Below are 21,161 nucleotides of genomic sequence, written 5' to 3'. Positions count from 1 at the left end.
CGACAAACGTGGGGGCTGTTCTCGGGCGGACACCGCTAAACGGGCTGGTACCCGTCGACGATTCGCACGGGCTCCTCGGTGACCTCGCCGTCGACGATCCGATAACTGCGCAGCTCGTGCTGCTCAGGATCGCGGGTGGAGATCAGCACGTAATGCGCGTGCGGCTCGGAGGCGTAGGACACGTCGGTACGGCTGGGGTACGCCTCGGTCGCGGTATGCGAGTGATAGATGACCACCGGCTCCTCATCGGCATCATCCATTTCCCGCCACACCTTCAGCTGCTCACCGGAATCGAACCGGTAGAAGGTGGGCGAGCGCTCAGCATTGACCATGGCCACATAGCGCTCCGGACGATCGGACCCCTCCGGTCCGGCGATCACGCCACACGCCTCGTCGGGGTGATCGGCGCGAGCATGCGCCACCATCGCCTCGACAAGTTCGGTCCTGATCACCAGCACGAGTCAAACCCTTCCGCAATTCGGCACCGCTGTGCCGACCTACCGCCCTCGACAACGAGCCAGGGTATTCGGCTATTCCCCCGGCGCTGCGAACAGGTCCGAATAGGCGGGAATGCCGGCGACGGTCCGCGCGGTGAGAATCGCGTCGACGATCGCGCGTTCCACACAGACCGCGGCGGCGGTGCACACCTGGTCGAGCAGTAGCAGGTCCTGCGGGAACGCCGGTGGCATCGGAATGTTCCCAGCGGCCGAGGACGTGCCGGTGGCCAGCGCGAACAGTGTGTCCCCATCCAGCGGGGAATGGGCGGGACGGATCGCGCGGGCGAGGCCGTCGTGCGCGGTCATCGCCATGCGGCGGCAGCCCGACGGGTCGAGCGGTGCGTCGGTGGCGACCACGCCGATCGTCGTATTGAGGACCGACCCCTTCACCGGAAGCGCGTTCGCGCCGGCCAGCTGCTCCGGACTCGGCTGGGCCAAGCCGAAATACGCCGGGCCATCGGTGCCGGTCCCCCACGGCAACCCCGTGCGCGGATCGAATACCGACCCAACCGGATTGGCGACGATCAGCGCGGCCACCGTGACGCCCTCCGCCGGCCCCGGACCGAGCACAATGCTCGCGCTGCCGACGCCACCCTTGATAGAACCGGCGCGCGCACCGACTCCGGCCCCCACGCAGCCGCGCGCGAACTCGACCGAAGCATCGGCGGCAGCCCGGTATCCGAACTCGGCGGTGGGTCGAATGTCCCAGTCCCCCACCGGAAGATCGAAGATCACCGCGCCGGGCACGATCGGAACCACCCGGCTCGCGTCGGCCGGATCCATCGGGACGCCCTCGCCCTGCTCCTCCAGCCAGCGCATCACGCCCTCGGCCGCCGCGAGTCCGTACGCGCTGCCGCCGGTGAGCAGGATCGAATGCACCTGACGCACCGTGTTCGCCGGATCGAGCACATCGGTTTCCCTGGTACCGGGCCCGCCACCGCGCACATCCACCGCGGCGATCGCGCCGCCGGGCGCGCGCACGACGGTGCATCCCGTCGCACCGCCCGCGCCGAGCACGGCGTCCGGATCGAGCACATGATGGTGCCCAACCAATAGCCCGGGCACGTCGGTGAGCGAATTACGTTGTCCGGCTCGGGCATTCATACACTTACTCCAGTCTGCCGGGTACGGCGCCGGCCGTATTTGCCGAGTGCGGCTCAGTGCGAACACGACCGCCGGCAGCAGCGGATGTCGCTCAGGGCGCCAACGCCTGCAACAGAGAATCCTGCATCCAGGTCAGCCAGTGGTACACATCCAGATGCGGGCCGCGCGGATCGCCCGGTTCCAGCTCATCCGGTGTCTCGGCGTCGATACCGAGGACCGTGCCGAGTGCTAGCCGTACGTCGGTGAGCGCGGTCAGCCACGCGTCCGCCTGTTCCGGGGTCAACAGGATTCGGCCACCGTCGACGGGCACCGTCTCGAGCACCACCGAACCGGCGGCCACCTTCGCGTCGATGATCTCCGGCTCGTGCAGGCCACGTAGCGCGCTGTTGAGGTTGGCGCGGTCGGCGTCCGGGGATCCCGGTTCGCTGCGGTGAAAGTCCGGCAGCAACCTATGCAACCGAGGGTCGTCGGGCGGTGTGGTGTTGCCGGTGCGCAATCCGGTCAGCGCCGCAAGATCGTCCTCAGGGGCGGAATTAGCCCGTTCGGTCAGCAGGCCCGAGACCGAGCCGACCAGCGAACGCAACACGCTCGCCTCACGCGCGTCCATCTCGGATCGCAATTTGAGGCCGCTCAGCGAGTTCTTTCGGCTCCACTTTCGCACTGACGTCAGCGTAGTCGAACCGGTCAGTCGTCCCGTTGCATGGTTGCCCAGAGCCCCGCCGCGTGCAGCCTGCGCACGTCCTGCTCCATCTTGTCCCGCGAACCCGAGGACACCACAGCCTTACCCTCGTTGTGCACCTTGAGCATCAACTCGTTCGCCTTTGCCTTGCTGTAGCCGAAAAGCTTCTGGAAAATGTAGGCGACGTAGTGCATCAGGTTTACCGGGTCGTCCCAGACCACCGTGACCCACGGACGGTCCTCGGCCTCCAGGACTTCGGTGTACTCGACCGCCTCCGGAGTCGCCTGTGCCGCCGACTGTGTCGCGTTCATCTCGCACAAGCCCATGACTCTCAGGGTACGACTCGCCCTCGAATACACAACACCCGCGCACCGGAATTTCGCCATTCCCCAGGCCATCCCACGAACGCGTGGCTATCATGCCCGGCGCTCGTGTCTAGAGTGACAAACGTGGACATCCGCGACGGCGTCAGCAGCACCGCTCTGCTGACCGACCAGTACGAACTGACCATGCTCGCGGCGGCGCTCGCCGACGGTTCAGCGCATCGGCAGTGCACCTTCGAGGCATTCGCCCGGCGGTTACCACACGGCCGCCGCTACGGCGTGGTCGCAGGCACCGGCCGACTGCTCGAGGCACTGTCGAACTTCCGTTTCGGCGAGCCCGAACTGCGGATCGCCGCCGGATTCCTGGACGCGAAGACCGTCGATTGGCTGCGCGAGTATCGGTTCAGCGGCGACATCGACGGCTACCCCGAAGGTGAGTTGTATTTCCCCGGCTCTCCGATCCTCTCGGTGCGCGGCAGCTTCGCCGAGTGCGTCATGCTGGAGACGCTGGCGCTATCGATCCTCAATCACGACAGCGCGATCGCTTCCGCCGCGGCCCGGATGGTGAGCGCCGCCGCAGGGCGCCGGATGATCGAAATGGGCTCGCGACGCACCCACGAACTCGCCGCGCCGGCCAGCTCCCGCGCCGCCTACCTGGCCGGTTTCGATGCCACCTCGAATCTGGAGGCCGTGCGTAGCTACGGCGTCCCCGGCGCGGGCACCAGCGCGCACGCGTTCACGCTGCTGCACAGCGCCGCCGACGGCGCGCACGAAGCGGCGGCGTTCCGCGGCCAGATCGCCGCGCTCGGAGTCGGCACGACACTGCTGGTCGACACCTTCGACATCACCCGGGGTGTCGCGACGGCCATCGAGGTGGCCGGACCCGAACTGGGCGGTGTGCGCATCGATTCCGGTGATCTCGGTGTGCTGGCCAGACAGGTGCGCGACCAACTCGACGGACTCGGCGCTACCGAGACCCGCATCGTGGTGTCCGGCGATCTCGACGAATACGCCATTGCCGCGCTGCGCGCCGAACCGGTCGACGTCTACGGCGTCGGCACCTCGCTGGTGACCGGATCCGGCGCACCCACCGCGGGCATGGTGTACAAGCTGGTCGAGGTCGACGGCGTGCCGGTGGCCAAACGCAGCAGCCATAAACAATCGCGCGGCGGCACCAAGAAGGCGGTCCGGTTGGCCAGGTCCACCGGCACGATTGTCGAGGAGATCGTCTACCCGTCCACTGAAACCGTGCCCGTCGCAAACGGATTCGAGGTTCGCGAGTTATTGGCCCCACTGGTGCGCGACGGCAAGGTCGTCGACGGGTTGCCGACGCTCGCCGAAAGTCGCACACTGGTCTCGCTCGGACTGGTCAGCCTGCCATGGGAGGGGCTGAAGCTCTCCGGTGGCGACCCAGCAATCCCGACGACATTCCTCGGCTGATCGGCGGCAGGCTGATCGGCGGCAGAATGTAATCGGTGAACAGTCCGCTTCGCATCCTCGCCCACAGGAGCTCGACATGAACCGCGCGTTGATCATCGTCGACGTACAGAACGATTTCTGTGAGGGCGGATCGCTCGCCGTCAGCGGCGGCGCCGCGGTCGCCACCCGCATCAGCGACCACCTGGCCGCCAGCGACTACGCCGCGATCGTCGCCACCCGCGACTACCACATCGATCCGGGGGCACACTTCTCCGAAAACCCGGATTTCCTCGACACCTGGCCGCCGCACTGCCGCGTCGGCACCCCCGGCGCCGAATTCCACCCGAACCTGGAGCTGACACCGATCCAGGAGACCTTCTCCAAAGGTGAATACGCCGCTGCCTATTCAGGTTTCGAAGGTGCCGCCTCCGACGGCACCCCCCTCGCCGAGTGGCTGCGCTCCCGCGACATCGATGCGGTGGACGTCGTCGGCATCGCCACCGATCACTGTGTCCGAGCCACCGCGCTCGACGCCGAGTCCGAGGGTTTCGACACCCGTGTCCTGCTCGGACTCACCGCCGGTGTCTCCCCCGCGACCACCGCAACCGCGCTGGAGCGCCTGCGCGCGGCCGGCGTCGAACTCGAGGGCGTTGTCGCGGGGTAGTCGCGGAAGCCGACGACCGTGTGGTGTTGTCGGTGCCGACAAGTAGGCTCTGCGGGTGCCCGAACTCCCACCGACTTCCGATCTTTTGGCCACTGCCGTGCAGGCGCTCGGCGGCAAGGAGCGGGGCGGGCAGGTGACCATGGCGGCGGCCGTCGACCACGCGATCGATACCAATGAGCATCTGGCGGTGCAGGCCGGGACGGGAACCGGTAAGTCCCTGGCGTACTTGGTGCCGAGTTTGCGGCACGCGGTGCGGACGGGGCGGACCGTGGTGGTGTCGACCGCGACGATCGCGTTGCAGCGACAATTGGTGGATCGGGATCTGCCACGGCTGGCCGACGCGCTGAGCAAGCCATTGGGGCGGGCGGCGAAGTTCGCGATTCTCAAGGGCCGCAACAACTATCTGTGCCTGAACAAGATCAATAGCGTGATCCCGGACGAGCCCGCCGAGGCGGAACTGTTCGACGCGTTCGCCGTCTCCCGGCTCGGCAGGGAGGTGCAGCGACTCAACGAGTGGGCCTCCGACACCGAGACCGGGGATCGCGATGAGCTCGCACCCGGCGTCACCGATCGGGCCTGGCGTCAGGTCAGCGTGTCGTCGCGGGAATGCCTCGGCAAGTCGCGCTGCCCCTTCGGCCAGGATTGTTTCGCCGAACGAGCCAGGGCCGAATCGGCACAGGCGGATGTGGTGGTGACCAACCACGCGCTACTGGCGATCGACGCGATCAGCGGCATTCAGGTGTTGCCCGAACACGATGTGGTCGTCATCGACGAGGCACACGAACTGGTCGACCGGGTCACCGGTGTGGCCACCGCCGAACTGGCCCCTTCGGCGATCAGCGCCGCCGCACGGCGCTGCGCGAAACTCATCGATGAAAAAGAAGTCGACCGCCTGGAGGGCGCGTCCGAAGCCTGGCACAACGTGCTCGACGACCTGCCCGGCGCACGCTGGGACGCCCTGCCCGATGGTGTCGCCCCGGTCCTCGCCCTGGTCCGCGACGCCGCATGGAATGCCCGCACCGCGTTGGCGCCACAGGGCGGCACGACAGCCCAGGGCGACCCTGAGTCCGCCGTCGCGCGCACTCAGGCGCTCGCCGCGATCGATGAGGTGCACGACAGCGCGGTACGCGCCCTGACCGCGTTCGACGAACCGGATCCGGCGGCGCGACGCGATGTCATCTGGCTCGCGGCCGACGAGATGCGCGGCACCGTCCGGCGCACACTGCGCATGGCGCCGCTATCGGTCGGCGGATTGTTGCGCAGCAGGCTTTTCGGCACCGCCACCGTCGTGCTGACCTCCGCGACGCTACAGATCGGGGGTTCCTTCGACGGACTCGCGATCACCTGGGGACTGCCCGCGCAGTCGGCGGGACGCACCGACACCGCGACCGCGAACGGCGCCGAGGCACCGTCGGACAACGAGACCGTGCGCTGGAGCTCATTGGATGTCGGATCGCCGTTCGACCACGCCAAGTCCGGCATCCTCTATGTCGCCAAACACCTGCCCGCGCCCGGCCGCGACGGGCTCGCCGGTTCGTATCTCGATGAAATCGAGCGACTGATCCGGGCCGCTGGTGGTCGCACACTCGGACTGTTCTCCTCGATGCGCGCCGCCAAGGCCGCCACCGAGGCGCTACGCGACCGTCTCGACACACCGGTGCTGTGCCAGGGGGACGACTCGACCGGTGCTCTGGTGCGAAAGTTCGCCGACGATCCGGAGACCTCGCTGTTCGGCACGCTGTCGCTGTGGCAAGGCGTCGACGTGCCCGGTCCGTCGCTGAGCCTGGTGATCCTCGATCGCATTCCCTTCCCCCGCCCCGACGATCCGCTGCTGACCGCGCGGCAGCGGGCGGTCGAATCACGCGGCGGCAATGGCTTCATGACCGTCGCGGCCAACCACGCGGCGCTGCTGCTGGCCCAGGGCACCGGCAGATTGTTGCGCAGCGTCGATGATCGCGGCGTGGTGGCGATCCTGGATTCCCGGCTGGCCACCGCCCGCTACGGGGGTTACCTACGTGCCTCACTGCCGCCGTACTGGGAGACCTCCGACCCAGAGGTGGTGACGAAGGCGCTGGAGCGGCTCGTCACAACACCCACTTGAGTGGTCGTGCCGGCTCGCTTCCGGACTCAGTCCGCGAGGAAGAAGAAGTACCCGAGGAACATCACCATCAGCGCCCACATCGCCGGATGCACCTCTTTGACGCGCCCTTTGGCAACCATGACGATCGGATAGAACAGCATCCCCATGGCGAGCCCATTCGCGATCGAGTACGTCAGCGGCATCATGATGACGGTGATGAAGGCCGGGATCGAATACTCCAGCCTGTTCCAGTCGATCGCCCCGAGCGCGCGCGACATCAGCACGCCGACCACGATCAACGCGGGCGCGGTAATCGACGCGGAGCCCGCGACCACCGCGAAGATCGGGTAGCAGAACATGGCGAGCAAGAACCAGCCGGCCGTGGTCACCGCGGTCATTCCGGTTCGGCCACCCGCGGAGACGCCCGCCGTGGATTCGACATAGGCGGTGGTGGTGGAGGTGCCGATGACCGCGCCGGCCATGGTGCCAACCGAGTCCGCGGCCAGCGCGCTCGCCGCACGCGGCAGCTTGCCGTCCTTGTCCAGCAGTCCGGCCTGATTCGCCACTCCGATCAAGGTGCCGGAGCAGTCGAAAAAATCGACGAAAAGCATGGTGAGAATGACGACCGCCATCTGCCCGGTGAACGCGTCGGGTAGATGAATGATCGCCTGGCCGAAGGTGTGCTCGAGCCCCTTCGGCATTTCCACCACGCTGTCGGGCAGATCGACCAAACCGCTGATAACGCCAACCAGTGCCGTGAGCACGATGCCGTACAGCACCGCACCGTGCCAGCCGATCACCAGGAACACGATGGTCACCACGAGACCGAACAGCGCGAGCAACGTGGTGCCCTTGGTGAAATCACCGAGCATGACAAGGGTGGCGTCGCTATTGACGACGATGCCGGCATTTTTCAATCCGAGAAACGCCACGAACATCCCGATACCCGCGCCGACGGCCAGTTTCATCTGCATCGGAATCGCATCGAGTATCCGTTCGCGCACCTTGGTGATCGCGAGCACGAAGAAAATCACACCCGACAGGAAGGTCCCCGACAATGCCACCTGCCACGGGATCCCCATTCCGAGCACCACCGAATAGGCGAAGAACGCGTTGAGCCCCATACCCGGCGCGAGCGCGATCGGATACTTGGCCCACAGCCCCATGACCAGCGTGCCGAACACCGCCGCCACGGCCGTCGCGGTGAATACCGCCTGCATGGGAATGCCCTTGTCCCCGAGCGGCCCCGCATCGCCGAGCACCGACGGATTCACCGCGAGCACATAGGACATCGCCAGGAACGTGATCGTCCCCGCCATCAATTCCCGCTTCATCGTCGACCCATTCGAGCTGATTCCGAAGTAGGTGTCGATGCGACCTCGGGCACGGGTCAGTACGTCGGCGGCCATATGCCCTCTCCAGTCGAATAGCGATTCGCTGGCAGGTTAGCCGAAGGTTCGGCGGTCCATCAGGTGGCCACCTCGTTATTTGCCGCGCTTATCAGGCGCTCGGTACGGCGATCAAGCCGAGTTCGGTGTCGGAGGCCAGTAGGTCGTTGTGTGGCAGGACACGCACGGTGTAGCCGACTGCGCCGGAGATCGCGACGGGGGTGTCTACGGTGAAAAGTTCTGCGCCGGAATCGGTTCCGACGTGTGTCATCGGGATGGCTGTTACGTCGGACAGGTCGTCGGCGGTGGAGACACGGCCGAGGACGGCCTGCACGACTACCTCGCCGGGAGTCAGGCCGCCCAGGTCGACGCGGGCCGACAGTGACAGCTCGGCGCCGATCACGGGGGTGTCGGGCAGACCGGCACTGTCGACCTGGATCACCTTCACCGACGGCCAAGCGGCCTCTACCCGGCGCCGATATTCGGCGCTTGCGCGGGCGTCGGCGAATTCGTCGGCGCTGACCCGCTGGTACGCGGCCGCGGCCGGGGTGTAGTACTCGACGGCGTAATCGCGAACCATACGCGACGCCAGTACCTTCGGGCCCAGCGTCTGTAGGGTGTGGCGCACCATCTCGACCCAGCGCACCGGGATGCCGTCCGCGCCGCGATCGTAGAAGCGCGGGCGCACGGATCGTTCGAACAGGTCATAGAGGGCGGCGGCCTCGAGGTCGTCGCGACGGTGTTCATCGCTGACGCCGTCGGCGGTCGGGATGGCCCAGCCGTTTTCCCCGTCGTACATCTCGTCCCACCAGCCGTCGCGGATGGACAGGTTGAGACCACCGTTGAGGGCCGACTTCATCCCCGAGGTACCGCACGCTTCGAGGGGCCGCAGGGGATTGTTCAGCCACACATCGCAACCCCAATACAGGTAGCGGGCCATCGACATGTCGTAGTCGGGCAGGAAGACGATGCGGTGGCGCACGTCCTGATCATCGGCGAAGCGAACGACCTGCTGGATAAGCGCCTTGCCGCCGTCATCGGCGGGATGACTCTTACCCGCCACCACCAACTGCATGGGCCGCTGTGGATCCAGCAGGAGCGAACGCAGCCGTTGCGGATCGCGCAGCATCAGGGTCAGCCGTTTGTAGGTCGGCACCCGGCGGGCGAATCCCACCGTGAGTACGTCCGGATCGAAAACGTGATCGACCCAATCCAATTCGGCCGATGCCGCGCCACGATCCAGCCACGACGCCCGCACTCGGCGGCGTACCTCGGCAACGAGGGTGGCGCGCAAGGAGTTTCGGGTCGACCACAGCTCACCGAGATCGACATCGCGCAGCTTTTCCCAGCCGCGCGCCTCCTCGACCAGTTCGGGACCGATATGCTCACGAGCCTTGTCGAACCATTCGCGCGCGGCCCAGGTCGGGGCGTGCACCCCGTTCGTGACCGAACCGATCGGCACCTCGGTCGCATCGAAACCCGGCCACAGCGGCGCGAACATCTCGCGACTGACCTCACCGTGCAGTTTGGAGACGCCGTTGGCTCGCTGTGCCAAACGCAGACCCATATGCGCCATATTGAACACGGCCGGGTCGGCCTCCCGGCCGAGCGCGACGATGCGATCCACCGAAAGTCCGGGCAGCATCGCGGATTCTGATTCGCCGTGCGCGCCGCCGAAGTACCTGCGCACCAATGGCATCGGGAACCGGTCGATGCCCGCGGGCACCGGCGTGTGCGTGGTGAAAACCGTCCCGGCCCGCACCGCCGCCAGTGCGGTATCGAAATCCAGTCCGGCCGAAATGAATTCGCGAATTCGTTCGACACCGAGGAACCCGGCGTGCCCCTCGTTCATGTGGAAAACGTCCGGATCGGGCAACCCGGACGCGTGGGTATAGGCCCGCACGGCACGCACCCCACCGATGCCGGCCAGAATCTCCTGCTTGATCCGGTGGTCCTGATCGCCGCCGTAGAGCCGGTCGGTGACCGCGCGCAGTTCCGGATCGTTGTCCGCGATATCGGAGTCGAGCAACAGCAGCGGCACCCGCCCGACCTGCGCGATCCAGACCCGGGCGCGCAACACCCGCTGATCGGGCATGGCCACATGGATGAGTACCGGCGCCCCGTCGACGGTCAGCAGCCGCAGCGGCAGCCCCTGCGGATCGAGCGCCGGATAATGCTCGGTCTGCCAGCCATCCGCGGACAGCGACTGCCGGAAATACCCGGACCGATACAGCAGACCGACACCGATCAGCGGCAGCCCCAGATCCGATGCGGACTTGAGGTGATCGCCCGCGAGGATGCCGAGTCCACCGGAATAGTTCGGCAGCACCTCGGTGACACCGAACTCCATCGAGAAATACGCGATGCCGCGCACCCCGAGCTCATCGGTCTGCCGCTGGAACCAGCCCGGCCGCGACACATAATCGCGCAGGTCCGCCGCCGCGGCATCCACCCGCGCGACATAGTCAGCATCCGCGGCGAACGCGTCCAACCGCGCCGCGGGCACCTCCCCCAGCATCCGGACCGGATCATGGCCGAGCACAGCCCACAACTCCGGATCCAGCGCCGCGAACAAATCCTGCGTCGGCCAATGCCACGACCAGCGCAGATTCGTAGACAACTCACCCAGCGCCGCCAAACGCTCAGGCAGATGGGCACGGACGGTGAATCGACGAAGTGCCTTCACCACGTAGAACTTACACGGCCATCTCCAACCCCGATCAAGGGCGTTTAACAATTGTTAAACTTGGCGTCATGAGTACGATCGCCTTCCGGGCCACCGACGCCGACCGGAACCTGGTTCAGCAACTTGCCGAGCCCGGCGAGACCGCATCCGATGTCCTGCGTCGCGCCCTACGAGTCCTCGAGCGTGAACGCTGGCACGACGAAATGCAGGCCGCCGCCGATCGAATCGTCACCAGCGGCGAAAACCTTGCTGATGAACCGGACTCTTGGTGATCCGGGGCCTGGTTCACCGGGTCGATCTCGGTGATGCCGATCGCGGGCACGAACAGCGCGGTCACCGCTACGGTGTCATCCTGTCCCGCACGGACTGGAACATCGTGACGATCGTCCCGACCTCCACCGGGGCCGCACCGTCACCGTCACGAGTTGACATCGAAATCGAGGGTGTACCGACACGATTGCTTATCGAGCAGATCAGGTCCATCGACGTGGAGTACCTCAAAGGCGAGCCGGTGGGACATCTCTCGTATGCGGACATGACCCGACTCGACGCGGCGATCACCCGATACTTCGGGCTCGACTGAACCACCAGGGTCGCCCCGCCGATCACCGTTTCGGCGTGTCATAACGGTACGGTTGGTTCCGTGACCGGCCGCATCGCTATCGATGACACTGCCCCGTCCATCGCAGGCGGTCGGCCCGCCAAGGCCGTCGTCGGCGAGGTCTTCCCAGTGCGGGCCGTCGTCTGGTGCGAAGGGCACGACGCCGTGGCAGCGACCCTGGCGATCCGCGCGCCGGGATCGTCGCGGCTGACGCGAATCCGGATGGCCGCGGACTTCGAGCCCGATGTCTTCAATGCGACGTTCGTCGCGAACCTGCCCGGCGCGTGGACATACCGCATCGAGGGCTGGAGCGATCCGATCGCCACCTGGCGGGCGGCTGTCGAAGCGAAGTTGTCGGTCGGACAGAGCGCCGACGACCTCGCCAATGACCTCGAAATCGGCGCCCGACTCTTCGAGCGTGCCGCGCAGGCCGTCCCGAAGCAGCAGTTCGAGCGACTCAGAGCAGTCGCCGCCGCACTGCGCGGCAGCGAACAACTGCCCGCCCGCGTCGCGCCCGCCTTCGCTGAAGACGTCGCCGAGATCCTGCGCAACACCCCGCTGCGCGACATGCTCACCCGCGGCCAACAGCACACCGTGCACGTAGAGCGGCACCGCGCGCTCTATGGTTCCTGGTACGAGTTCTTTCCCCGCTCGACCGGCGGCCGCGACAGCGAGGGCCGACCGATTCACGGCACCTTCGCTACGGCGGCAAAAGAGCTGCCCCGCATTGCTGCCATGGGTTTCGACGTGGTCTATCTGCCACCCGTCCACCCCATCGGCGAGATCAATCGCAAGGGCCGCAACAATTCGCTGGTCGCCGAACCCGACGATGTCGGCTCACCCTGGGCGATCGGGTCGAAAGACGGCGGGCACGACGCCATCGCCCCGGAGCTGGGCACCGAATCCGACTTCACCGACTTCGTCTCCGCCGCAGCCGAACTCGGCCTCGAGGTCGCGCTCGATCTGGCCTTGCAATGCGCGCCGGACCATCCTTGGGTGCGCGCGCATCCGGAGTGGTTCACCACCCTGCCGGACGGCACCATCGCCTACGCCGAGAACCCGCCGAAGAAGTATCAGGACATTTATCCGGTCAATTTCGACAATGACCCCGATGGCCTGTACGCGGAAGTGCTGCGGGTGGTGCGGCACTGGATCACCTTGGGCGTCAAGATATTCCGGGTCGACAACCCGCACACCAAGCCGGCCGACTTCTGGGAGTGGCTGATCGCGACTGTGCGGCACACCGACCCCGACGTGATCTTCCTATCCGAGGCATTCACCCGCCCCGCCCGGCTGTACGGTCTGGCCCGGCGCGGATTCAGCCAGTCCTACACGTATTTCACCTGGCGCGTTGCCAAATGGGAGCTCACCGAGTTCGGCGACGAGCTGGCCGCCAAGGCCGACGAGGCCCGGCCCAACCTGTTCACCAACACCCCCGACATCCTGCACGAGAGCCTGCAGCACGGCGGGCCGGGCATGTTCGCCATCCGTGCGACCCTTGCCGCCACCCTCGCCCCGACCTGGGGCATCTACTCCGGATTCGAGCTGTTCGAACATCAGGCGGTGCGCTCCGGCAGCGAGGAGTACCTCGATTCGGAGAAGTACGAACTGCGTCCCCGCCCATTCGCCGAGGCGCTGGCCCGCGGAGAATCGTTGGAGCCGTGGATCACTCGCCTCAACGAGATCCGCCGTGCACACCCCGCGCTGCGGCAACTGCGATGCATCCACTTCCATCACGTCGACAACGACGCGCTGATCGCCTACTCGAAGATCGACCCACTCAGCGGCGACGCGGTGCTGATCGTGTTGAATCTCAACCCCTTCGGGGCCGAACAGGGCATGGTTTCACTCGACCTGCCCGCCATCGGACGCGAATGGCATGACCACCCCGTCGTGTACGACGAGGTCACCGGCGAGGAATACCACTGGGCCCAAACCAATTACGTGCGCCTGGACCCGTCGAGGGCGGTCGCTCATATCCTGACGCTGCCCCCGGTGCCGCAGCGGGTGCGGGCCGAACTGTCATACCGGAAAACGTTCCGATGAGCGAAGTCACCGGCATCCAACGTCGCGACCTGCTCCTGCTCGCAGCGGGCACCCACAGCGATCCGCACACCGTGCTCGGCGCGCATCCGCACCCCGACGGCACCGCGGTCCGCGCCCTGCGGCCACACGCGGACACCGTCTCGGCGCGCGTCGGCGGTGTCGATCATCCACTGAAATCCCTGGGGCACGGCATATTCGGTGCGGTACTGCCCTATCCGGACCTGATGGACTACCGGCTGGTGACCACCTACCCCGGCGGGCAGACCATCATCATCGCCGACGGCTACCGCTTCCTGCCGACTGTCGGCGAACTCGACCTGCACCTGATCGGTGAGGGCCGCCACGAACGGTTGTGGGACGTGCTCGGCGCGCACCCGCGCCACTACACCACCCTCGACGGGGACGTGGACGGCACCTCGTTCGCGGTGTGGGCGCCGAATGCCCGCGGCGTCACCGTCATAGGCGATTTCGACTCCTGGAGCGGGAACTCCGCGCCGATGCGCGCGCTCGGGAGCGCCGGTGTATGGGAAGTATTCGTGCCAGGCGTCGGCGTCGGCACCAAATACAAATACCGGGTCCACGGTGCCGACGGACGGACCGTCGATCACGCCGATCCACTCGCCTTCGCGACCGAAACACCGCCCGCCACCGCCTCGGTGGTAACCGAGAGTCGGTACCGCTGGCGCGATCTCGCCTGGGTGGAGCACCGCGAGCGCACCGACCCCACCCGAGCGCCGATGAGCGTCTACGAAGTGCATCTCGGTTCCTGGCGACCCGGCCTGAACTACCGCGAAATGGCGAGTCAGCTCGCCGATTACGTGCGCGAGGCCGGTTTCACCCACATCGAACTGTTACCCATCGCCGAGCATCCCTTCGGCGGCTCGTGGGGCTACCAGGTCACCTCGTACTACGCGCCCACCGCTCGCTTCGGCTCCCCTGACGACTTCCGCGCTTTCGTCGACCACCTGCACGACGCGGGAATCGGCGTACTACTGGACTGGGTACCCGCCCACTTCCCGCGCGACGAATGGGCACTCGCTCGCTTCGACGGCACCGCACTCTACGAACACGCCGACCCGCGCCGCGGCGAGCAACTCGACTGGGGCACCTACGTTTTCGATTTCGGCCGCAACGAGGTCCGCAACTTCCTGGTCGCCAACGCCCGGTATTGGATCGAGGAATTCCACATCGACGGCCTGCGCGTCGACGCCGTCGCCTCCATGCTGTATCTGGATTACTCACGCCCCGAAGGGGGCTGGGAACCGAACGTGCACGGCGGCCGGGAAAATCTGGAAGCCGTCGAGTTCCTCCGTGATCTCAACGCCGCGGTGCACCGCCACCATCCCGGCGCGGTGACGATCGCCGAGGAATCGACCAGCTGGCCCGGCGTCACCAGGAGCACCGATGTCGGCGGGCTCGGATTCACCATGAAATGGAATATGGGCTGGATGCACGACACCCTCGGCTTCCTCGGCCGAGACCCGATCCACCGGTCCTGGCACCACAACGAGATCACCTTCTCGCTGGTCTACGCGTGGAGCGAAAACTATGTGCTGCCCATCAGTCACGACGAGGTCGTGCACGGCAAGGGCACACTGTGGACCCGGATGCCCGGTGATGATTTCGCCAAGGCCTCGGGCGTGCGCGCACTGCTGGCCTATATGTGGGCCCATCCCGGCAAACAATTGCTGTTCATGGGACAAGACTTCGGCCAGTTCCGCGAATGGTCACACGACCGTGGCCTGGACTGGCAGGAGCTGGACAACCCCCTGCACAAGGGCATCTCGGTCGCTGTTCGCGCCCTCAACACGGTCTACCGCGCGCACCCCGCGCTGTGGACACAGGACACCGCTCCCGGCGGCTACTCCTGGATAGAGGCAGACGACCGGACCAATAATGTCCTCGCCTTCCTGCGCTACGGCTCCGACGGCTCGATCGTCGCCTGCGTCTACAACTTCTCGGGCGCGGTACATGGCGAATACCGAATCGGCCTGCCCGCTACCGGTCGCTGGCGCGAAATCCTCAATACCGACGCGATCGAGTACGGCGGGTCAGGTATCGGCAACCTCGGATCGGTCATCGCCACCTCCGAATCCTGGCATGGCCGTCCAGCTTCCGCAGTCGTCACCCTCCCACCGAACTGTGCGATCTGGCTCGCGCCGGAATAGTCGGTTCGTATCGGCGACCACGCCGCGCTCCGGGAAGGCAGCAGTTCGAGCTGTGCCCGCCCGGCGCACCGTATCCATGCCGCCGACTCAGCCGCGCCGGTTAGCGTCTAGTAAAGCGCGGCGGCAAGCTTGCGCCGGGCAGCGATGACGAACGGCTCGGCTGGGTCGAACAGTTCGAACAGTTCCAACAGCCGCGTGCGCGCGGTCGTCCGGTCATCGCCCGCCGTGCGCTTGATCAGTGCGATCAGGCGGTCGAAGGATGCCTCCGGCCGCTGATTGAGCATTTCCAGATCAGCGGCATCTAGGGCGGCAGCCACATCGGTGGGGTCGGCGGCGGCGGTCGCGATCACGGAGTCCGGGATCTCCTGGGCGCGAGCCAGGAAGCGCAGCTGACGCAAGGCGCTCTTGGCCTCCTCGTTACCCGGCTCGGCGGCAATGATCGCCTCGTAGGCGGCCTCGGCCCCCGCCAGATCGCCGTTCTCCAACGCGGACTCGGCGGCGGTGAACCGGGGGTCCTCGGCGGGCTGCGGCTGCTGTTCGCCACCTTCAAGCTTGCCCGACACCGCGTCGATGACCGCGTTGAGCCACTGCCGAACCTGAGATTCCGGCTGCGCGCCCTGGAAGTCCGCGAGCGGCTGACCACCCGCGACCGCGATCACGGTTGGAATGCCCTGCACCCCGAACGCCTGCGCGATCCGTATATTGCTCTCGGCCTCGACGGTCGCCAGCACCCAGCTGTCACCGTCTTCGGCGACAAGCCGCTCCAGCAGCTTGACCAGCTCGATGCTGCCGGGGCTGCGCTGCGAGTACAGCGCGACGACCACCGGGACGGCGATCGAGCGGCGTAGCACCTTCGTCTCGAAATCCGTCTCGTTCACCGCGTAATCGCCACCGGGCGCGCTGGGCGCGCCTGCCGGCGGCTGCTTCAGGCTGGACAAATCCACCGCGCCGGACATTGCGGCAGCGACGGCGGGCGAAGGACGGCGGGCAGCAGGTCGAGTCACAGTTTCCAGTTTGTCACGACGTGGCGGACGCGGGTGCCCCGGCGTCGATGGAACCGGCGGCACTGAGCTCACCGAGCTTGCCCGAACGCACCGCCCACATCTCGAACAGCACCGTGCAGAACGGCGGGATGCTCGACACCAGGGCCAGCGCCGCGGTCTTCACGTTCCAGCCCAGCTCACGTGCCGCCAGCAGTGCGACGATCACGAACACCACGAAAATGATGCCGTGCGTCATCCCGAATACCCGGACCGGCCAGGTCACCGGCTCCGGTAGGCGCTTGAACACCATGCCGACGATCAGGAAGGCCCAGGAAATGGCCTCCAGGACGGCAATGAAGCGGAAACGCTTGGCGACGGTGCTCAGGTCGAAGAAGTTGCCCATAGCAACCATTGTGCCGGACGCCTACGACGGACCGTAGTTGAACCCGTCACACTTGGGACAGTTCCAACGACGCCCCGCGCAACCGGCGGCGACGCAGCCGAAGGAAGCGCCGGCCCGAGCAGAGGCGACACCGCCGCAGGAAGCGCCGGCCCGAGCGGAGGCGAGGCCGCCGCCTAGACCTTGACGATCAGCGCGTCACCCTGACCGCCGCCACCGCACAGGGCAGCGGCTCCGATACCACCACCGCGCCGCTTCAGCTCCAGTGCGAGGTGCAGCAGAATGCGCGCGCCGGACATGCCGAGCGGATGCCCGAGCGCGATCGCGCCACCGTTGACGTTGACCTTCTCCGGGTCAATGCCCAGCTTGCGGGTGGACGCGATACCGACCGCGGCGAACGCCTCGTTGATCTCGACCAGATCCAGCTCGGCGGGCGAAATACCTTCGCGCGCACAGGCCTTCGCGATCGCATTCGCAGGCTGATCCTGCAGCGACGAATCCGGGCCCGCGACAACACCCGCCGCGCCGATCTCGGCGATCCAGCTCAACCCGAGCTCCTGCGCCTTGGCCTTGCTCATCACCACGACAGCGGCGGCACCGTCGGAAATCTGTGAGGCGGTACCCGCCGTGATGGTGCCGTCCTTACGGAAGGCCGGGCGCAGGTTGGCCAGCGACTCGGCGGTGGTTTCGGCACGAATCCCCTCGTCGGCACTCACCAGCACCGGGTCACCCTTGCGTTGCGCAACCGCGACCGGAACCACTTCGTCGTCGAACAGCCCGTTCTTCCACGCTTGCGCCGCACGCTGATGCGACGCGGCGGCAAACGCGTCCTGATCCGCACGGCTCACCGGTTCGGTGTCGTTGCGCTGCTCGGTGAGCGCGCCCATCGGCTGATCGGTGAAGATGTCGTACAGCCCGTCGTAGGCCATCGAGTCCCGCATCGTCACATCGCCGTATTTGAAGCCCTCCCTGCTCTTTTCGAGTAGATGCGGCGCCTGGCTCATCGATTCCTGACCGCCTGCGACGACGATCTCGTACTCCCCCGCACGAATGAGCTGATCGGCGAGCGCGATCGCATTGATGCCCGAGAGGCACACCTTGTTCACCGTCAGCGCGGGAACATCCATCGGAATGCCCGCGGCCGTCGCGGCCTGCCGCGCCGGGATCTGCCCCGCACCCGCGGTCAGCACCTGGCCCATGATTACGTAATCGACCTTTTCGGGCGCGACACCACCCTTCTCGAGTGCCGCCTTGATCGCGAAACCGCCCAGGTCGGACCCGCTGAACCCCTTGAGTCCCCCGAGCAGCCTGCCAACCGGGGTACGCGCACCGGAAACGATCACGGATGTGGTCACGACGAGCCCTCTTTCCTCGAGCAACATGCGTTGATCGCCAGCGATCGGGTCATCTCACGAAGCCCCGACGCGACGCCAAGTCATGTGCTCCACGGTAGCTTGTCCGGCTCGGGCGACCGCTGCCAGGTACACGCGCTACGTTCGAGTGGTGAGCAATGTTATGGATCCTTCGAAATTCATCCCCGGTGACTACGTCGTCGCCATCGACCACGTCGGCATCGCCGTGCCCGACCTGGATGCCGCAATCGCCTGGTACGCAGAGAATCTCGGCATGATCGAGACCCATCGCGAGGTCAACGACAGCCAGGGCGTGCACGAGGCCATGCTGTCGCTGCCCGGTGCACCGGACGGTGCGACTGCCCTGCAGTTGCTGGCGCCCCTCAACGCCGACTCGACGATCGCCAAATTCATCGACCGCAGCGGACCCGGTCTGCAGCAGCTGGCCTACCGCGTCACCGACATCGATGCCGTCTCAACGTTTCTACGTGATCGCGGCGTCCGTTTGCTGTACGAAGCCCCCAGGCACGGAACGGCCGATTCCCGCATCAATTTCATCCACCCGAAGGATGCTGGCGGTGTGCTAGTCGAGTTGGTCGAACCGAACGCGGAAGTTGCGCACTAGGCCCGAGATCGGGTCGAAAAGTCTCGGCTGAATCACATTCCCAGTCGAGTCACCATGACGTCCCGGTAGGCTGTAGTTTGTTGGCCATGTCGTCACCTGAGTCCGATCGCAATCGCTTCGTTGCACTGCCCTTCACCGTTGTGCGCAAGGGTTACGCGCAAGACGAGGTACGCAACTACTTCGACCGCTTCGATGCAGAGCTGAGGGTCACCGCCACTGACCGCGATGCTGCTGCGGCACAAGCCCGTAACCTCGCGAGCCAGTTGGAGGACGCGCGGGACGAGATCGACGAACTCCGCAAGGAGGTCGACCGGCTCTCGGTTCCGCCGACCACCGCGGAAGGCATGTCCGACCGCATTTCCCGCATGCTCCGGCTGGCCTCCGACGAGGCATCCGAGGTCCGCGCCCTGGCGCAGGCCGAGGCCGCGGAAATGGTGTCGATCGCGGAGCAGCAGGCCACCGAAATGCGTGGCAAGTACGAGTCGTTGCTGGCCGAGACCAAGGAAAAGCGCGAAGCACTCGAGATCGAGTTCGAGCAGACCCTGGCGAACGCGCGTACCGAGTCCGCGAAGATCATCGAAGCCGCCCAGGCCGAGGCTGATCGCCTCGGCAAGGAAGCCGACGCCAAGCGCAAGGCGACCCAGCAGGACTTCGAGGTCACCATGGCCGAGCGCCGAACCAAGCTCACCCGCGCCATGGAAGAGCTGGAGGCCACCAGCCGCGCCGAGGCCGCACAGCGGATCAAGGACGCGACCGACGAGTCCAACCGCCTCATCACCTCCGCCACCCAGACCTCCGAGCGCAAGATCGCGCACGCGAAGGAACTGGCGGAGGAGATGCGCGTACTGCGCGGCCGGGTCCTCGCCCAGTTGCTCGGCATCCGCGGCCAGCTCGACTCCGTGCCCGCCATGCTGGCGGCCGTCAACCGCGAAAGCGAACTGCTGGACGGGGTTCCGGATCAGCAGCGGAAGTCGATCGGCAACAACACCAAGTCCGTGACCGGCTCCCGCACCAAGGCCATCCCCGAGGCTGCCACCGAAGACGACGACATCGTCGACGAGGAACGCGAGAACGCCGACAGCACGAACTGACCTCGGGCTACGCGGCGACACGCGGCTCGAAACAACAAAATGCACACCAGAGGCCGCCCCATCCGGGGCGGCCTTCTCTATTGCCACACCCACCTACCTCTCCGCGTATTCAGGCCATACAAGTTGGGTGTCGAGAAATCCGCGTCTAGGTCCCACGTGAAATGGCGGTTGAGTTTTGTGCGCACCCGGCGAGTAACCCATGTGCTCACGAAATCAGTTGCCACGCCTTGATATACGCCGTTGCTGCCCAGACATCCGGTGACGACCCACCTGCACTGATGTCGTGCAGCGACCAGGAAAGCCAACTGAAACAACGAAAGCTATTGCTACACAGCCGATTTGCGCTCTTGATACCACTGCACTTCACGAATGCCGAAATTGCCGCAAGCAATCACAAAAACCTGACAGCGCGTACGGAGAATCCGTCTTGATCGAGATCTAACTGCACACTTAGGAAATCAACTGTCAGGTCACGGCAACGCGCGCTCCAGAACCAGCGTCACGAACCGCGCACCCCATCTAACCCGCGTTACCCGACGAGCCACAATTCATTCCAAGTCCAATTCGCAAGTCGCGCATCCGATCTGAACAGTAGTCAGCGGGTGCCCAATGAAGCGCTCACTGGGTCTCGGGCTTACGCACAGTATTCATGACCAACGACGGGTAATTCTGCGGGTTTGGCGGCCGTTCCAGCAGCCGCGATGCCAGTGCCTTCGTTCATCTTCACCGCCGTACGCCGGCCACGCGACGATATGGGCTACGCCCGGCGAAATCTCGTGATCACAACCCGGGCAGCGATAGGTCTTGATTGCGCGACTACCGGGAATCGTCCGAACCGTGTACAGGTCGTCACTGTCGGGGCCCGGTTCGGTACGACCGAACACGTCACCGAAACCGCCGCCTGCGGACGGACCCGCCCGGCGATCGGCACGCGGCTTCCGACGAGGCATACTCACCAGCCTATATGCGCACACGACAGCACTCGGCCGCGCCCGCACACAGGCCACAGTAGGCCGAGCACCCGTACTCCCTATACCAGGCGTACGGCCACGCAT

At 66.0% G+C, this 21,161-nt stretch carries 19 protein-coding genes; 9 read left to right on the top strand and 10 right to left on the bottom strand.

The window, feature by feature from the left end:
• Window positions 1-35: 35 nt before the first annotated feature.
• From LKE06_RS12790 to clpS, 4 genes are all read right to left on the bottom strand, one after another.
• Complete coding sequence (locus tag LKE06_RS12790; protein WP_308188354.1) at window positions 36-458, bottom strand: M67 family metallopeptidase; 423 nt, start codon at window positions 456-458, stop codon at window positions 36-38.
• Window positions 459-530: 72 nt separating this feature from the next.
• The gene (locus LKE06_RS12785) at window positions 531-1,601 is read right to left on the bottom strand and encodes a P1 family peptidase (RefSeq protein WP_227998828.1); all 1,071 of its coding nucleotides are present in this window, start codon (window positions 1,599-1,601) and stop codon (window positions 531-533) included.
• A gap of 91 nt (window positions 1,602-1,692) precedes the next feature.
• The gene (aosR, locus tag LKE06_RS12780; protein WP_227998827.1) at window positions 1,693-2,262 is read right to left on the bottom strand and encodes an oxidative stress transcriptional regulator AosR; all 570 of its coding nucleotides are present in this window, start codon (window positions 2,260-2,262) and stop codon (window positions 1,693-1,695) included.
• A 23-nt stretch (window positions 2,263-2,285) separates the two neighbouring features.
• The gene (clpS, locus tag LKE06_RS12775; RefSeq protein ID WP_372477329.1) at window positions 2,286-2,606 is read right to left on the bottom strand and encodes an ATP-dependent Clp protease adapter ClpS; all 321 of its coding nucleotides are present in this window, start codon (window positions 2,604-2,606) and stop codon (window positions 2,286-2,288) included.
• Window positions 2,607-2,729: 123 nt separating this feature from the next.
• Between clpS and LKE06_RS12770 the strand changes: the two genes are divergently transcribed.
• The 3 genes from LKE06_RS12770 to LKE06_RS12760 all read left to right on the top strand — a co-directional run bounded on the left by LKE06_RS12770 (window position 2,730) and on the right by LKE06_RS12760 (window position 6,787).
• Window positions 2,730-4,043 carry a nicotinate phosphoribosyltransferase gene (locus LKE06_RS12770; protein ID WP_227998826.1) on the top strand — a complete coding sequence of 438 codons (1,314 nt, stop codon included), beginning with the start codon at window positions 2,730-2,732 and terminating at the stop codon, window positions 4,041-4,043.
• 76 nt (window positions 4,044-4,119) lie between these two features.
• Entirely contained in the window at window positions 4,120-4,686 is a 567-nt protein-coding gene (locus tag LKE06_RS12765) for a nicotinamidase (protein ID WP_227998824.1), read from the top strand.
• 55 nt (window positions 4,687-4,741) lie between these two features.
• On the top strand, window positions 4,742-6,787 hold the full coding sequence (locus LKE06_RS12760) for an ATP-dependent DNA helicase (RefSeq protein ID WP_227998823.1): 2,046 nt from the start codon (window positions 4,742-4,744) through the stop codon (window positions 6,785-6,787).
• A 26-nt stretch (window positions 6,788-6,813) separates the two neighbouring features.
• On the opposite strand, the gene LKE06_RS12755 is transcribed toward LKE06_RS12760, so the two are convergent.
• Window positions 6,814-8,175 carry an NCS2 family permease gene (locus tag LKE06_RS12755; RefSeq protein ID WP_305082798.1) on the bottom strand — a complete coding sequence of 454 codons (1,362 nt, stop codon included), beginning with the start codon at window positions 8,173-8,175 and terminating at the stop codon, window positions 6,814-6,816.
• Between the two features lie 91 nt (window positions 8,176-8,266).
• Window positions 8,267-10,840 (bottom strand): alpha-glucan family phosphorylase, encoded by a 2,574-nt coding sequence (gene glgP / locus LKE06_RS12750; RefSeq protein ID WP_227998822.1) that lies wholly within the window; start codon window positions 10,838-10,840, stop codon window positions 8,267-8,269.
• A 68-nt stretch (window positions 10,841-10,908) separates the two neighbouring features.
• Between glgP and LKE06_RS12745 the strand changes: the two genes are divergently transcribed.
• The 4 genes from LKE06_RS12745 to glgB are packed head-to-tail and all read left to right on the top strand — an operon-like array spanning window position 10,909 to window position 15,655.
• A complete protein-coding gene (locus LKE06_RS12745) occupies window positions 10,909-11,112 on the top strand; it encodes a hypothetical protein (protein WP_227998821.1) in 204 nt (67 codons plus the stop codon).
• The gene (locus LKE06_RS12740; RefSeq protein ID WP_227999427.1) at window positions 11,109-11,423 is read left to right on the top strand and encodes a type II toxin-antitoxin system PemK/MazF family toxin; all 315 of its coding nucleotides are present in this window, start codon (window positions 11,109-11,111) and stop codon (window positions 11,421-11,423) included. The genes LKE06_RS12745 and LKE06_RS12740 overlap by 4 nt, the downstream gene beginning before the upstream one ends.
• A 60-nt stretch (window positions 11,424-11,483) precedes the next feature.
• Window positions 11,484-13,487, top strand: a complete 2,004-nt coding sequence (locus LKE06_RS12735; protein WP_227998820.1) for an alpha-1,4-glucan--maltose-1-phosphate maltosyltransferase — start codon at window positions 11,484-11,486, stop codon at window positions 13,485-13,487.
• Window positions 13,484-15,655: a 1,4-alpha-glucan branching protein GlgB gene (glgB, locus tag LKE06_RS12730; protein WP_227998819.1), complete on the top strand. Its 2,172-nt coding sequence runs from the start codon at window positions 13,484-13,486 to the stop codon at window positions 15,653-15,655. Before LKE06_RS12735 ends, glgB begins: the two co-directional genes overlap by 4 nt.
• Before the next feature lie 107 nt (window positions 15,656-15,762).
• Here glgB and LKE06_RS12725 read toward each other — a convergent pair whose 3' ends face one another.
• The 3 genes from LKE06_RS12725 to LKE06_RS12715 all read right to left on the bottom strand — a co-directional run bounded on the left by LKE06_RS12725 (window position 15,763) and on the right by LKE06_RS12715 (window position 18,393).
• Entirely contained in the window at window positions 15,763-16,611 is an 849-nt protein-coding gene (locus LKE06_RS12725; RefSeq protein WP_227999426.1) for a tetratricopeptide repeat protein, read from the bottom strand.
• Between the two features lie 61 nt (window positions 16,612-16,672).
• Window positions 16,673-17,041, bottom strand: coding sequence for a DUF3817 domain-containing protein (locus LKE06_RS12720; protein ID WP_227998817.1), 369 nt, complete (start codon window positions 17,039-17,041; stop codon window positions 16,673-16,675).
• A 173-nt stretch (window positions 17,042-17,214) separates the two neighbouring features.
• A complete protein-coding gene (locus LKE06_RS12715; RefSeq protein ID WP_227998816.1) occupies window positions 17,215-18,393 on the bottom strand; it encodes an acetyl-CoA C-acetyltransferase in 1,179 nt (392 codons plus the stop codon).
• A 160-nt stretch (window positions 18,394-18,553) separates the two neighbouring features.
• Between LKE06_RS12715 and mce the strand changes: the two genes are divergently transcribed.
• Window positions 18,554-19,015: a methylmalonyl-CoA epimerase gene (gene mce, locus LKE06_RS12710; RefSeq protein WP_227999425.1), complete on the top strand. Its 462-nt coding sequence runs from the start codon at window positions 18,554-18,556 to the stop codon at window positions 19,013-19,015.
• Window positions 19,016-19,101: 86 nt separating this feature from the next.
• Complete coding sequence (locus LKE06_RS12705) at window positions 19,102-20,106, top strand: coiled-coil domain-containing protein (RefSeq protein ID WP_227998815.1); 1,005 nt, start codon at window positions 19,102-19,104, stop codon at window positions 20,104-20,106.
• A 647-nt stretch (window positions 20,107-20,753) separates the two neighbouring features.
• On the opposite strand, the gene LKE06_RS12700 is transcribed toward LKE06_RS12705, so the two are convergent.
• Entirely contained in the window at window positions 20,754-21,056 is a 303-nt protein-coding gene (locus LKE06_RS12700; RefSeq protein ID WP_227998814.1) for an Rv1322 family protein, read from the bottom strand.
• Window positions 21,057-21,161 lie beyond the last annotated feature (105 nt).

This window comes from Nocardia australiensis (genome assembly GCF_020733705.1).
Classification (GTDB): domain Bacteria; phylum Actinomycetota; class Actinomycetes; order Mycobacteriales; family Mycobacteriaceae; genus Nocardia; species Nocardia australiensis.
This window is presented reverse-complemented; position numbering and strand designations above follow the sequence as displayed.

Bases quoted from the DNA above. Each gene is read 5' to 3' on its own strand.
- LKE06_RS12785 (WP_227998828.1), bottom strand. From the start codon at position 1,601: ATGAATGCCCGAGCCGGACAACGTAATTCGCTCACCGACGTGCCCGGG.
- clpS (WP_372477329.1), bottom strand. From the start codon at position 2,606: ATGGGCTTGTGCGAGATGAACGCGACACAGTCGGCGGCACAGGCGACT.
- LKE06_RS12765 (WP_227998824.1), top strand. From the start codon at position 4,120: ATGAACCGCGCGTTGATCATCGTCGACGTACAGAACGATTTCTGTGAG.
- LKE06_RS12755 (WP_305082798.1), bottom strand. From the start codon at position 8,175: ATGGCCGCCGACGTACTGACCCGTGCCCGAGGTCGCATCGACACCTAC.
- LKE06_RS12745 (WP_227998821.1), top strand. From the start codon at position 10,909: ATGAGTACGATCGCCTTCCGGGCCACCGACGCCGACCGGAACCTGGTT.
- glgB (WP_227998819.1), top strand. From the start codon at position 13,484: ATGAGCGAAGTCACCGGCATCCAACGTCGCGACCTGCTCCTGCTCGCA.
- LKE06_RS12725 (WP_227999426.1), bottom strand. From the start codon at position 16,611: ATGTCCGGCGCGGTGGATTTGTCCAGCCTGAAGCAGCCGCCGGCAGGC.
- LKE06_RS12720 (WP_227998817.1), bottom strand. From the start codon at position 17,041: ATGGGCAACTTCTTCGACCTGAGCACCGTCGCCAAGCGTTTCCGCTTC.
- mce (WP_227999425.1), top strand. From the start codon at position 18,554: ATGGATCCTTCGAAATTCATCCCCGGTGACTACGTCGTCGCCATCGAC.
- LKE06_RS12705 (WP_227998815.1), top strand. From the start codon at position 19,102: ATGTCGTCACCTGAGTCCGATCGCAATCGCTTCGTTGCACTGCCCTTC.
- LKE06_RS12700 (WP_227998814.1), bottom strand. From the start codon at position 21,056: ATGCCTCGTCGGAAGCCGCGTGCCGATCGCCGGGCGGGTCCGTCCGCA.